Origin of the sequence: Streptomyces sp. NEAU-W12 (assembly GCF_026242095.1) — a bacterium.
Classification (GTDB): Bacteria; Actinomycetota; Actinomycetes; order Streptomycetales; family Streptomycetaceae; genus Streptomyces.
This window is the reverse complement of record NZ_JAPJDM010000001.1, coordinates 56,931-69,823: the sequence shown is the minus strand read 5'-3', so window position 1 is coordinate 69,823 and position 12,893 is coordinate 56,931. Positions and strand designations below refer to the sequence as shown.

At 71.5% G+C, this 12,893-nt stretch carries 11 protein-coding genes, 1 tRNA gene, 1 other RNA gene and 2 pseudogenes; 10 read left to right on the top strand and 5 right to left on the bottom strand.

The genetic code is table 11. The features are described 5' to 3' along the window. The first annotated feature begins 72 nt into the window (after window positions 1-72). On the top strand, window positions 73-336 hold the full coding sequence (locus ORI94_RS00335; protein WP_266071630.1) for an SHOCT domain-containing protein: 264 nt from the start codon (window positions 73-75) through the stop codon (window positions 334-336). Between the two features lie 168 nt (window positions 337-504). Here ORI94_RS00335 and ORI94_RS00330 read toward each other — a convergent pair whose 3' ends face one another. From ORI94_RS00330 to ORI94_RS00315, 4 genes and pseudogenes are all read right to left on the bottom strand, one after another. After that, window positions 505-1,137 carry a DUF305 domain-containing protein gene (locus ORI94_RS00330; protein ID WP_266071629.1) on the bottom strand — a complete coding sequence of 211 codons (633 nt, stop codon included), beginning with the start codon at window positions 1,135-1,137 and terminating at the stop codon, window positions 505-507. A gap of 103 nt (window positions 1,138-1,240) precedes the next feature. Beyond that, entirely contained in the window at window positions 1,241-1,672 is a 432-nt protein-coding gene (locus ORI94_RS00325) for a DUF6153 family protein (protein ID WP_266071628.1), read from the bottom strand. A 199-nt stretch (window positions 1,673-1,871) separates the two neighbouring features. Beyond that, window positions 1,872-2,701, bottom strand: a pseudogene (locus ORI94_RS00320) (IS5 family transposase). Between the two features lie 167 nt (window positions 2,702-2,868). Further along, window positions 2,869-3,720, bottom strand: coding sequence for an enoyl-CoA hydratase/isomerase family protein (locus ORI94_RS00315; RefSeq protein ID WP_266071627.1), 852 nt, complete (start codon window positions 3,718-3,720; stop codon window positions 2,869-2,871). Between the two features lie 42 nt (window positions 3,721-3,762). Between ORI94_RS00315 and ORI94_RS00310 the strand changes: the two genes are divergently transcribed. From ORI94_RS00310 to ORI94_RS00290, 5 genes and pseudogenes are all read left to right on the top strand, one after another. Then, on the top strand, window positions 3,763-4,167 hold the full coding sequence (locus ORI94_RS00310) for a winged helix-turn-helix transcriptional regulator (RefSeq protein WP_266071626.1): 405 nt from the start codon (window positions 3,763-3,765) through the stop codon (window positions 4,165-4,167). 65 nt (window positions 4,168-4,232) lie between these two features. Continuing rightward, window positions 4,233-4,433, top strand: a pseudogene (locus ORI94_RS00305) (transposase); the annotation flags it as partial. Next, the gene (locus tag ORI94_RS00300; protein ID WP_266071981.1) at window positions 4,428-4,913 is read left to right on the top strand and encodes a hypothetical protein; all 486 of its coding nucleotides are present in this window, start codon (window positions 4,428-4,430) and stop codon (window positions 4,911-4,913) included. The pseudogene ORI94_RS00305 and the gene ORI94_RS00300, both read left to right, overlap by 6 nt. A gap of 478 nt (window positions 4,914-5,391) precedes the next feature. After that, entirely contained in the window at window positions 5,392-5,718 is a 327-nt protein-coding gene (locus tag ORI94_RS00295) for a hypothetical protein (protein ID WP_266071625.1), read from the top strand. An 8-nt stretch (window positions 5,719-5,726) separates the two neighbouring features. Further along, window positions 5,727-6,200, top strand: coding sequence for a hypothetical protein (locus ORI94_RS00290; RefSeq protein ID WP_266071624.1), 474 nt, complete (start codon window positions 5,727-5,729; stop codon window positions 6,198-6,200). An 80-nt stretch (window positions 6,201-6,280) separates the two neighbouring features. Here the strand turns inward: ORI94_RS00290 and ORI94_RS00285 are convergent. Continuing rightward, window positions 6,281-6,368: transfer RNA gene (locus ORI94_RS00285), tRNA-Ser, on the bottom strand. A gap of 72 nt (window positions 6,369-6,440) precedes the next feature. Here ORI94_RS00285 and ffs point away from each other — a divergent pair. The 4 genes from ffs to ORI94_RS00265 all read left to right on the top strand — a co-directional run bounded on the left by ffs (window position 6,441) and on the right by ORI94_RS00265 (window position 12,776). After that, an RNA gene (gene ffs / locus ORI94_RS00280) (signal recognition particle sRNA small type) lies at window positions 6,441-6,539 on the top strand. A 73-nt stretch (window positions 6,540-6,612) separates the two neighbouring features. Then, window positions 6,613-8,988 carry a DNA polymerase III subunit gamma and tau gene (locus tag ORI94_RS00275; RefSeq protein WP_266071623.1) on the top strand — a complete coding sequence of 792 codons (2,376 nt, stop codon included), beginning with the start codon at window positions 6,613-6,615 and terminating at the stop codon, window positions 8,986-8,988. Window positions 8,989-9,240: 252 nt separating this feature from the next. Next, complete coding sequence (purD, locus tag ORI94_RS00270) at window positions 9,241-10,503, top strand: phosphoribosylamine--glycine ligase (RefSeq protein WP_266071622.1); 1,263 nt, start codon at window positions 9,241-9,243, stop codon at window positions 10,501-10,503. Window positions 10,504-10,856: 353 nt separating this feature from the next. Then, window positions 10,857-12,776 (top strand): hypothetical protein, encoded by a 1,920-nt coding sequence (locus tag ORI94_RS00265; protein WP_266071621.1) that lies wholly within the window; start codon window positions 10,857-10,859, stop codon window positions 12,774-12,776. The last annotated feature ends 117 nt before the right edge of the window (window positions 12,777-12,893 follow it).

The window sequence follows — 12,893 nt, the reverse complement described above, 5'->3', positions numbered from 1 at the left end:
GTCAAGGAGCAGGAAGCTCCTGGGAGCCCGTCCGGCCCCCGGTCGCCGACAAACCGAAGCGGGTGAGTGGCGATGATGTTCTGGTACGACCACGACGTCGACGGATGGGGCTGGTTCGCGATGTCGGCCGGCATGGTCCTGTTCTGGGCGCTGATCATCACAGCCGTCGTGCTGCTCATCCGCGCCCTCCACGCCCCCCATGAGCACACCCACACCCCCACCGCGCCCACGCCCGAGGACATCCTCCGCGAGCGGCTGGCCCGCGGCGAGATCGACGAGGAGGAGTACCGGCGCCGCCTGCGCACGCTGCACGCCGGCCCTCTCAAGAAAACCTGAGCCTCAGGCCGCCCCGGCCGCGGCCCTCCGCAGAAGGAGGCCCGTGACAACGACAAGCGCCCCTACGGCACGTACGCCCTCGCCGCCGCGACCGTCGTCGCAGCCGGGGCACGGAGCTGCTTGGCGCAGGACGGGCCCACGGGGGGGTGCGGGCCCACGGGGGTGTCGTCAGCTCCTGCCGAGGAGCTTGTTCATCTCCTCGATCTCGGCGTTCTGGGCGGTGATGATGTCGCCGGCCAGCTTCTTGGCCGGCCCGTACCGGCCCTCGTCCTTCTCGGTGGTGGCCATCTCCACGGCGCCCTCGTGGTGCTCGACCATCATGGTCAGGAACATCGTGTCGAAGCCCTTGCCGGACGCCTTCATCAGTTCGTCCATGTCCTCGGTGTCCATCATCCCGGGCATGCCCGACGCGTCGGAGCTTCCGTGGTGCATGCCGGGCATGGACGAGGGCACGTCCTCGCCCCAGGCCTCCAGCCACCCGGACATCGTCTCGATCTCCGGGTCCTGGGCCTTCTCGATGCGGGAGACCAGGTCCTTGACCTCGGCGGAAGAAGCCCGGGTGGCCGCCATCTCCGCCATCTGGAGGGCCTGCTGGTGGTGGGGGATCATCTCCTGAGCGAAGGAGACGTCCTGGTCGCTGTGGGCGCCGGCGGTGTCCTCGGCGCCCGCCGAGGCGGACGTCGGCGCGCCGGAACCGGTGTCGGAGCCGGCCTCGCCGCCACCGGCGGCGAGGACGAGGGCGGCGGTCGCGGCCGTGGCGACGAGGCCGGTGCGGCGGGCGAGGGAACGGATGCTGGTCATGCGTGAACTCCTGCGAAGTAGGTGAGTCGCCGCGCGCACGGGGGCGTGACACGGGCAGGGCCGGGTGCCGTACGCCCGGGGGCGGGGACGGCTGGGCCTTGTCCTAGATCCGCAGGAGTTGCAGTTCGGCAAGCGAAGGCGGCGCACGACCGCCCTCCGGGTCGGCTGCCGCCGGCCGGTGGCCACCGGCCGGCGACGCCGCCCGAGCGGTGGGGTCGGGCAGCAGCCCGGGAAGAGCCGGGCCCGCGCCGACGGCACCGGAGGAACACGTCGCGTCGGCATGCTGTGCGTGCCCGCTGCCGTCACCGCCGCCATGGCAGACGGACTCGGCGCTCACCGGACCCGTCATGTCCTCATGCGCAGCGGCGGAGGAGGAGTGAGGGCCGGAGGAGGAGTGAGGGCCGGTGACGGCGGTCGCGCCGCCCGGAGCGAGGCCGTGCATGCCGAACACCCCGGCCAGCAGCCCGAGCACCAGCAGCGTCGGCCACCACGTCGGTGGCGACGGCGTGCGGCGGAACTGTGCACGGGCTGTCACGGCTCTCATGCTACGGAAACTCACCGGCCTTCGCGGGCAGGCGGGCGCTCCTGCCCGGAACGGGCAACGCGCCCGAGCCGGTCCGCCGGCCTCCGAGAACGTCCAGGGCGACCGAAACCGCAACCACACCACGCCGAAGGGCCCCCTGTTTCCAGGGGGCCCTTCGACATCGTGCCCGGTGAGGCACTAACTGATCGTTTCAGAATGAGGTTCGTAGGCGTCGCAGGCAGATGATGCTGCAGGCGAGTTGGAGCAGGCCAAGGTGGAGGTCGGCGCGTATCTCGTATCTCGTAGCGGATGCGCAGGCGTTTGAACTGGTGGAGCCAGGCGAAGGTCCGTTCCACGACCCAGCGGGTCTTGCCCGGTCCGGAGCCGTGCGGGACACCTCGGCGGGCGATCTTGGGTGTGATGCCGCGGTCTCGGAGGATGCGGCGGTACTTGTCGTAGTCGTAGCCGCGGTCGGCGAACAGCCGGCCCGGCCGGTGCCGCGGTCGTCCGTGAAGTCCTCGGATGCGGGGGATTGCGTCCAGTAGGGGTGTCAGCCGGGTGACATCGTGCCTGTTTCCGCCGGTCAGGGTGACGGCGAGAGGGGTGCCGTGTCGGTCGACGAGCAGGTGGTGTTTGCTGCTCGGCCGTGCGCGGTCGACCGGCGAAGGACCGGTGTGAGCCCTCTTTGAGGGCCCGAACGGGCGAGCCGTCGATTGCAGCATCGTCCATGTCCAACAGCCCTGCCTTGCGCAACTCGGCCTTGCGCAGCTCGGCCAGGAGCACTTCGTGCAGGCGGGGCCACACCCCGGCCTCGGCCCAGTTCCGCAACCGCCGTCACGCTGTCACGCCGCTGCACCCGGTCTGCTCGGCGGGTACATCTCTCCGGCTCACGTTCTTGCGCAGTACCTAAACGACGCCTCGCAGGGCCGCGCGGTCGTCCGCCGGCAGGCGTCCGGGATACCGATGACGACGCGGCGGCCGGGGCGGCAGCAGCGGAGCGATACGTTCCCACAGATCATCAGGCACAAGATCATCCGACACCTGGACCACTCTGCCGCCACCAGACCCGATCGCCGAGCCCTCACACCGAACTCATTCGGAAACGATCAGCTTCACAGAGTTGGGGACGGCCCGTACGGTCATTCGACCCGAATTACCAAACGGGCCGTATGGACAACCTCTGCACTCCACCCGTACAGGGCGACTCGTTACGAATGTCGGACGAGGTTCGCGCGCAGCACCTCTTCGATGTCCAACTCCACCTCGCGCGTGTGAACCCCGGCCGCGAGTGCTGCCCGGGCAAGCTCTCCGGACGCGGGGGTGAACGTTTCGCCGAGCAGGCGGTCTTCCGCGCGCAGTGCGTCCTCGAGCGTGCCGTCGACCGCGTCGATTGCTTCGGTAGCCGCGGCGCGGACACCGGCGGGCAGATTCGCGATGGTCAGTGCGACCCACTCAACATATTCGTCCAGTTCTGCGGCGGGCAGAGCTCGGTTCACCCATCCCCACCGCTCGGCAGTCGCCGCGTCGACGAGCCCGCCTGTCAGCACGACCTCGAGAGCGCGAGCGCGACCCACGAGGCGGGGCAGGTGGGCAGTTGCACCGGCTCCAGGGACGATGCCGATCAGTGCCTCGAACTGGCCGAACGCCGCAGTCTCGAGGGCCGCGAATCGCAGATCCAGGCTGGAGACCAGCTCGGATCCACCGCCACGGGCGAGTCCCGCGACTTTGGCGATGGTGGTCTGAGGCAGACGCCGCCAGCGTTCATGAAGCCGCATCATCGGGCCCGTCCCGACAAGCGTCTCCTCCGCGATCGGGAGGGCGGCGTAGGTCGCGGGGTCCTCCACGAATGACAGGTCGCCGTGCGCCAAGAAGAACTCCGGATTGGCGCTCTGGACCACGATGACGTGCAGATCGGGATCATTCTCGGCCGATGCAGCGACGGCGTCCAGGTCGAGCATGAGCTGCGCCGTCATCAGGTTGACGGGTGGAACATCAATCGAGACCCACAGCACTCCGTCCTGGCGCTTGACATTGAGGCTGGGCAGGGACTGCTCGGTCATGAGATTCCTTTGGATTGACAGTATCTCTGGTATACCTGGTACATGAAAGGTACTTCAACGCAACCTGGTATCCGCGAAGATCCTGCCGGTCACGAGACCATCGTCGGCCCGCAGCGCGAGCTCCTGGATCAGCTGCTGGACAAGTGGGGTCACCTGCTGCTGGCCGCGTTGTGCCAGCAGCCGCGACGCTTCAACGAGCTCAAGAGAGAGCTCGATGGGGTCACTCAAAAATCGCTGACGCAGGCACTGCGACGGTTGGAACGCAACGGCCTCGTCGAGCGCCGGGTACTGACGCAACGCCCCGTTGCTGTGGAGTACCGGATCACGCCGCTGGGGCGCACGCTTGAGGAGCCCTTCTCGATCCTGCGCGCCTGGACCGCCGACCACCTCCCCGAAGTCGAACGACACAGGGATGCATTTGACAAAGGCGCGGACACCCATCACTGATCGTTTCCGAATGAGTTCGGTGTGAGGGCTCGGCGATCGGGTCTGGTGGCGGCAGAGTGGTCCAGGTGTCGGATGATCTTGTGTCTGATGATCTGTGGGAACGTATCGCTCCGCTGCTGCCGCCCCGGCCGCCGCGTCGTCATCGGTATCCCGGACGCCTGCCGGCGGACGACCGCGCGGCCCTGCGAGGCATCGTTTACGTACTGCGCAAGAACGTGAGCCGGAGAGATGTACCCGCCGAGCAGACCGGGTGCAGCGGCGTGACGGCGAGTGAGGGCGCCGGCCGCTGTGGCGCGTTTCACGCGGACTGGTTCGTGCCCGCGCTGTGTCTGCCGGAGCGGAAGCCCGTCCACATCGAGGAGCTGGTCCCGCAGAGCGCGACGGGCGAGAGCGTCCCGGTCCACGTGCCCAGTCGAGGGAACGGCCGCGCCGGCCGGTACATGCGGGTGTCGGCCGACGACCGTGTCCTGTGGCAGGAGCTCATCGGCGAGGAGGCCCCGGTCCCCACGGCCCCGGCCGAAGACGAGGACGACGTGATGACCTTCGCCGAGCAGGAGATCGACCGCACCTGCCGAGCGGGAGAGGGCGGCCGGTTCGTCAGCGACGGCCGGCCCTTTCGTGATCTCGATCAACCGACCGGCGGCTTCACGCTGCCCCGCATGCCGGTCCAGCGCTCCCGCGATCCGATGCGGATCACTGATGTCGAGCGGGCTGCCGCCTCTGCCGCGCTGGGATGCCCGCCGTGAGAACTCGGGCTGTGTGCAGGCTGCGGCCAGCTGATGCGGCGATACGGCCGGAACGCCGCCATGTACTGCAACGTGTGCCGGGCCGTCCTCAACGGGCGATAGCCGGAACTGAGACCAAAACTGAGAGCATCGATGTCGAAGGGCCCCACCGCAAGCGGTGGGGCCCTTCGACATCGTGCCCGGTGAGGCACTGGCGGAGGATACGAGATTCGAACTCGTGAGGGGTTGCCCCCAACGCGCTTTCCACGTCTTCGTCCGGACGTCCGGAGACGATCAGGTGCGTAATGACCTGCGACGGTTCAGGAGACTGCCGCCCATTCGGATGGCGTCGTACAGAGGTGAATGAGACCAGAACTGAGACCACGAGTCTTGTCGGGCAGAGTCGGGCAGTCGTGATCGAGTCAAGGCAGCTTGAGTTGTCGGCCTTGCTCAGGCGGAATGCTTGGCGAGGTCGTAATACGCGTCATACACTGCTGGTATGCCGAAGACGAGGATCAGTATCAGCCTGGACAGTGAGCATGCCGAGCGCATCCGGACCCACGCGGAGCGGGCTGGAATGGATGTGTCCGCTTATCTCGTCAACGCTGCGACCCGGCAGATGGCCGAGGCGGAAGCGGCGGAGGCCCAGTTCGCCCGACTTGACGCGGTGATCGCGGCAGCTGAGGCGGAGGCTGCCGCACTGGCACCGCTGCCTGAAGTCGCCGACGACGACCTCACGGAGCAGGAGCGGCAGGAGGTGCAGGAGGCTATGGGGCTCATCTATGGTGCCGAGGGTCCTGCTACCCGATCCGGTAACGCGGCGTGACTGTCCGGGTGCCGGTCTACGACACCGGCATGCTGATCGCGCTCGCGGACCGCAAGGCGAAGGCCGTGCGTCTGCATGCCGGCCTTCGGGAGACGCCGCATCGGGCGCTCGTGCTCGGACCGGTACTGGCACAGGTCTGGCGGCCCAGCCCCGCCACGGTGCATGCCCTGACCGGGGTGATGAAGGATTGCACGGTGCCTCAGGCGCGTAGTTCGGCCCCAGCCATGCGCCCTACCAGTGTGGGGCAGACGGCCTGCATCATGTGCGCCACCGGTCCTGACATCACCGAATGGCAACGCATCGGAAGCGCACTCGGTGCGGCAGAGCTGCCCCCGAAGAAGCGGCCGGACGCTGTGGATGCCCTGGTGGCTCTCACAGCCGCCCGACACGGCAGTGCCGTGGTCTTCACCAGTGATCCGGCCGACCTCGACGCCTATCTGAAGGCACTGGATGCCCAGGACGTGCACGTGGTGCAGATCTGAGCACCGATCGGCAGTTGGCCAACGTCGAAGGGCCCCACCGCAAGCGGTGGGGCCCTTCGACTTCGTGCCCGGTGAGGCACTGGCGGAGGATACGAGATTCGAACTCGTGAGGGGTTGCCCCCAACACGCTTTCCAAGCGTGCGCCCTAGGCCTCTAGGCGAATCCTCCGCCGGGAACATTACATGACCGAGGGCGGTGCTCGCGAACTCGTTCCCACCCCGCGACATGGGGTAGCCTTTGCGCAGCCCCTCACGCGGCGCTATCTGACTGAACTCCCCCAGGGCCGGAAGGCAGCAAGGGTAGGTTGGCTCTGGCGGGTGCGTGGGGGGCGTTCGCGTTCCCGGCGTCCGGATCGTCGGCGCGGCGCCGCGGGCGGGGTGGGTTGTCGGCGGGCGCCTATAACCTCGTAGACGTGTCGTCTCTCGCGCTGTACCGCCGCTATCGCCCGGAGTCGTTCGCCGAGGTCATCGGGCAGGAGCATGTCACCGACCCGTTGCAGCAGGCGCTGCGGAACAACCGGGTCAATCACGCGTACCTGTTCAGCGGGCCGCGCGGCTGCGGCAAGACGACCAGCGCGCGCATCCTCGCCCGGTGCCTGAACTGCGAGCAGGGTCCCACGCCGACGCCGTGCGGCCAGTGCCAGTCCTGTCAGGACCTCGCGCGGGGCGGGCCCGGTTCGATCGACGTCATCGAGATCGACGCCGCGTCCCACGGTGGTGTGGACGACGCCCGTGACCTGCGTGAGAAGGCGTTCTTCGGGCCCGCGGGCAGCCGGTACAAGATCTACATCATCGACGAGGCCCACATGGTCTCCCCGCAGGGCTTCAACGCCCTGCTCAAGGTCGTCGAGGAGCCCCCGGAGCACCTCAAGTTCATCTTCGCGACCACCGAGCCCGAGAAGGTCATCGGGACGATCCGGTCGCGTACCCATCACTATCCGTTCCGGCTGGTGCCGCCCGGGGTCCTGAGGGACTACCTCGGTGAGGTGTGCCGGCGGGAGGACAGTCCCGTCGAGGACGGGGTGCTGCCCCTCGTCGTGCGGGCCGGCGCAGGGTCCGTGCGTGACTCGATGTCCGTCATGGACCAGCTGCTCGCCAGCGCGGGGCCCGACGGCGTGACGTACGCCATGGCCACCTCCCTGCTCGGGTACACGGACGGCTCGCTGCTCGACTCCGTGGTCGAGGCCTTCGCCACGGGGGACGGTGCCGCGGCCTTCGAGGTCGTCGACCATGTGATCGAGGGGGGCAACGACCCGCGCCGCTTCGTCACCGATCTGCTCGAGCGGCTCCGGGACCTGGTGATTCTCGCCGCGGTTCCGGACGCCGCCGAGAAGGGGCTCATCGACGTTCCCGCCGACGTCGTCGAGCGGATGCAGGCCCAGGCCGGCGTCTTCGGCGCCGCCGAGCTGAGCCGTGCCGCCGACCTCGTCAACGAGGGGCTCACCGAGATGCGGGGCGCCACCTCGCCCCGGCTCCAGCTCGAGCTGATCTGCGCGCGCGTGCTGCTGCCCGCCGCGTACGGCGACGAGCGGTCGGTCATGGCCCGCCTGGACCGGATCGAGCGGGGCGTGAACTTCTCGGCGGGCGGCGCCGCAGCGGGTATGCCCGCCATGGGGTACGCGCCCGGCGGCGAGGGGCACGGCGATGGGGGTGGGTCTCCGGTTCCGCCGGCCGCTCAGGAGGGCCGGCCGCAGGCGCCGGTTCCGCCGGGGGGCGGTCCGGCCGCGGCCCGGGCGGCGGTACGGGGGCAGGGCGCGCCGGTACCGACGCCGGACCAGTCTCAGCCTCAGCCTCAGTCGCAGCAGCCTGTACCGGCTCCGGCGGCTGCTCCGGCTCCGCCACCCGCTCCCGCACCCGCTCCGGCCGCGGTATCGAGCGAGTCTGCGCCGCCTGCACCCAGTGCGCCCGCTCCCGGCGCCTGGCCCACCGCAGCCTCCGCCGGGAGCGGGCGGCGGCCCGGTGGCTGGCCCACGGCTGCCGCTGCGGGCGGAGGACAGGCTCCGGCCTCTGCGACCGCCGCTCCGAGCACCCCCGCCCCCGGCACCCCGGCGCCCGCGCCCGCGTCCACACCTCCGCACCCGTCGGCCCCCACGTCCTCCGGAGGCGGCGGGCTCGACCCCCGGACGATCTGGCCGAACATCCTGGAGGTGGTCAAGAACCGTCGTCGCTTCACCTGGATCCTGCTCAGCCAGAACGCCCAGGTGACCGGGTTCGACGGGACGACCCTCCAGATCGGCTTCGTGAACTCGGGCGCGCGGGACAACTTCCTGAGCAGCGGCAGCGAGGACGTGCTGCGCCAGGCCCTGGCCGAGCAGTTCAACGTGCAGTGGAAGATCGAGGCCGTGGTCGACCCCTCCGGGGGCGGTGCGGCGGCCCCGGCCCCGGTCGGCAGTCCCGTGGGAGGCCGTGGCGGCGGGGGCGGTGCGGGGTACGGCGCAGGGAGCGCGGGCGGCGGGTACGGCGGTGCGGGCGGCGGCGCCGGTCAGCGTCCCGGTGCCTCCCAGCCGCCGACTCCCTCGAACGCTTCGGGTCCCTCGGGCCCGGCTGCCCCGGCCGGTCCTTCCGCCTCCGCGCAGTCGGGCGGTGCCCCGTCGGCCGCCTCCGCGCCCGGGCCTGCTCCCGCCCCGGCCCCCCGGCCCTACGCCCCGGAGCCGCCGCCCCCCGTCTCTCCCGAGGACGACGTCCCGGAGGACGACGATCCCGACCTGGACGAGTCCGCCCTCTCCGGTAAGGAACTGATCGTCCGGGAGCTGGGCGCGACGGTGGTCGAGGAGATCACGAACGAGTGAACGGGTGAACGGGTGAACGGGCGAGTGAGTGAACGGGTGAAGGAGTGAACCGGCTCAGTGGCTCGGCGGCTCGGGGGACCCGGCCGGGGGGGGCCCGGGGGGCCGCCCGGTGGGGGGGGGGGGGGGGGCGGCCCCGGGGGGGGGGGGGGCCCGGCCCCCCGTCCGGGTGGGAGGAAACCACGAACCGCCTCGCCCCGGTCCTTCGGAAGCCCGCACAAAGCGAATTCCCCGGATCCCGTTAGGCTGACCCCCGTGAAGGTCCTCGTCATCGGCAGCGGTGCCCGCGAACACGCCCTGTGCCGTTCCCTGTCCCTCGATCCCGACGTCACCGCGCTGCACTGCGCCCCCGGCAACGCCGGTATCGCCGAGGTCGCCGAGCTGCACCAGGTCGACGCGCTGGACGGCGCGGCCGTGTCCGCGCTGGCCACACGGCTCGGCGCGGACCTCGTCGTGGTCGGCCCGGAGGCCCCCCTCGTCGCCGGTGTCGCCGACGCCGTGCGCGACGCGGGCATCCCCGCCTTCGGCCCCTCGAAGGAGGCCGCGCAGCTCGAGGGCTCCAAGGCCTTCGCGAAGGACGTCATGGCGGGAGCGGACGTACCCACGGCACGTTCGTACGTCTGTACGACTCCCGAGGAGGCCGCCACCGCCCTCGACGCCTTCGGTACGCCGTACGTCGTCAAGGACGACGGGCTCGCCGCCGGCAAGGGGGTGGTCGTCACCGACGACATCGAGGAGGCCAAGGCGCACGCCGGCGCCTGCGAGCAGGTCGTCATCGAGGAGTACCTGGACGGCCCCGAGGTCTCCCTCTTCGCCGTGACCGACGGCGTGACCGTGCTGCCCCTGAGGCCCGCCCAGGACTTCAAGCGCGCGCTGGACGGCGACGCGGGCCCCAACACCGGCGGCATGGGGGCGTACTCCCCGCTGCCGTGGGCCGATCCGAAGCTGGTCGACGAGGTCATGCAGTCGGTGCTCCAGCCGACCGTCGACGAGCTGCGGCGGCGCGGAACCCCGTTCTCCGGTCTGCTCTACGCCGGTCTCGCGATCACCTCGCGCGGTGTCCGCGTGATCGAGTTCAACGCCCGCTTCGGCGACCCCGAGACGCAGGTCGTGCTGGCCCGCCTGAAGACCCCGCTGGCCGGGGTGCTGATGGCCGCCGCCACCGGAAACCTCGCCGACATCGAGCCGCTGCGCTGGAGCGACGACGCCGCCGTCACGGTCGTCGTCGCCTCGCACAACTACCCCGGCACCCCGCGCACCGGCGACCCGGTCACCGGCCTGGAGGAGGTCGCCGCGCAGGACGCCCCGCACGCGTACGTGCTGCACGCGGGGACGAGGCGTGAGGGCGACGCGATCGTCAGCGCGGGCGGCCGGGTGCTGTCCGTCACGGCGACCGGCGAGGATCTCGCCGAGGCCCGCGACCGTGCCTACCGCGCGGTCGCCCGCATCCGCCTCGACGGTTCCCAGCACCGTACGGACATCGCCGCGGAAGCGGCCGAGGCGGCGCAGGGCGCGTAGGCGGCCGAGGCGGCGCAGGGCGCGTGGGCGTTGCTGTGCGTGCTCCGGCGCAGGTCGGCCGGGCACGCGCGTCGGGCCGCACCACGAACGGCACGAAACCCCAGGGGCTCCGGATCCGTCTCAGGATCCGGGGCCCGATCCTTGCCCTCCGTCCTCCACCTTTGCCCTAAGCCATTCCATCGGGTGACCGATGCGGTATCCGGCTGACGAGGGCCGGAACCCCAACTAGGGTGCCGCGCAAGCGTTCCGGCACTTGGCCCACCGACATTGCGATGTCGGTGACGGGTGCCACAGTGGGGGAGTGGACAACGCCGGGACAGCGTCAGGACCGTCGGGAGGGGGCGAGGCGGGGCATGAGCGGAGGCGGCATGGGCAGTGAGGCGAGCACGCAGACCGCGCGTTCACGGGCGCTCGCGGTGCTGCGCCTGCGCGGCAGGGCACTGGCCGTCGCCCTGCTGCCCGCGGCCGCCGCCGTGATCCTGCTCGTCGGCGTCCCCACCGGCCATTTCACCGGCATCGGCTGGGACCTCGCCCGCTGGACGCTCACCCCGCTCGCCGTACTGGTCCTGTGCGCCGCCGCCGGGGTCGCCCTGGTCGTCGCCCGCGCCCGGCCCGCGATGACTCCGACGGTCGCGGTCGCCGAGGAGACCGCCCCGGACCTGTACCGGATGGTGCGTGACCTCGCCGACCGGCTGGGCGTCCCCGCCCCCTCCGCGATAGAGCTCACCCCCGACTGCGACAGCTGGCTGGAGGACCGCACCCATCCGGCGCACGGCAGCCCTCCGCCCGCCGGGGAGCACGGCGCCACGGCGGGCGCGGGCCGGCATCCGCGCCACCGGGCCGTCGCCGCGCCCGTGCTGGTGATCGGCTCCCCGTTCCTGTGGTGGATGCGCGTCGGCGAGCTGCGCGCGGTCCTCGCACCGGTCGTCGCCGGTACGGGGCCTTCGGCGCATCCGGACATAGCCGCCGCCCGGCGCTTCGTCCGCGGTCTCGACGCGGCGGTGGCGGTGACCGCGGAGCACCGGCGCGGGCCGGTGTTCCGCGCGGTGTTCGCGGGCCTCGGCTGGGTCGCGCGGGTGCTGCTGCGCAGCTGCCGGGGCCATGCGGCCGAGATGGAGCGCAGGGTCGCCGCGGCGGCGGCCGAGCGTGCCCAGGTGGTGGACTACGGGCTGCGGATCGTCGCCCAGGAGCAGGTGGGGCTGGCGTACGCGGGCTGGGACCGGCTGCTCACCCGGGTCGCGCTGCCCGCCTGGCGGATGGGCCGCTGGCCCTCGCGGCTCAACGCGGGGGTGGTGGCCGCGCTCACCGAGCTGTCCCGCCGGGACCGGCTGGCCGAGGGGTTCGCCTCCCGCCTCGGCGAGCGGCCCGCCTGTGATCTGCTCGAGGAGCCCGGCACGGTGGACGAGGCCACCTCCCTGCTCGCCGCCCGGCTCTTCCACGGCGGTCCCGCCGGACGCGGACCGGACTGGTCGCCGGTCCACTGGGGCGACTACCCGGAGGAGGTCGTCGACCGCAAGTGGCGTACGGACGCGGCCCGTCTGCACCGCGTCCTGGACGCACTCGGCGTAAGCCCCGCCGTCGGCGCGGACAGCCCGGGCCCCGACGGCCCGACGCTCTCCCGCGTCCTCGACCACCTGACGGACCCCGGCCCGCGACCGCGCCCGGAACCGGGCTCCCCCGCGCAACCCCCGCCGCACGCGTTTCCGCCCGCCCACGGAGAACGCGGAGAACGCAGGGCACGACGGGACCGGGAAGCCGCCCCCGTCGCCGGAGCGGAGCCGGGCGACGACGAGGACCTCGCCGGCACCACCCCGCGCAGCGTCGCCCTGGCCGCCCGTATCAGCGCCGCGGTGGCCCGCGAGGCAGCGGCGGCCACCGCGCGGGCCGCGGCGGCCCCGGCCGCGAGCGCTCCGACGCCCCCGACGGGTCCGGGCACCCCGATCACCCCGGCCCTGCCGCCCGCGCCGACGGACCCCGCTTTCCTCCGGGACGACCGGGCGCTGCCCCTGCTCCCCCTCCAGCCCTCGCGCACCGGCCGCGAACTGCTCGCCGACCACATCACGGCGATGGTCTGCTGTGCCGCCATGGACACCGCGGGCGCGACCCCCGGGCTCGACTGGCTCGACGGACCGTCCCTCCTCGTGGGCGGCGTACGCGTCACGGACCTGCTCGCGCAGGTCATGACGCTGATCGAGGAGGGTGACCCCACAGCCCTCCGCCTGTGGCTGGCCCGGCAGGGCATACGCCCGGAGAAGCCGGTCCGGCTCGTCTGAGCCGGACGGGCGGGGAAGCCGGCTCGCCCTCCCGGCCCTCACCGGAACCGGATCTTCCGCTTTTGGCCGGTTCACGACGAAGGGTGACGCGGCGCGTGCGCAATGTGATGTGCTTGG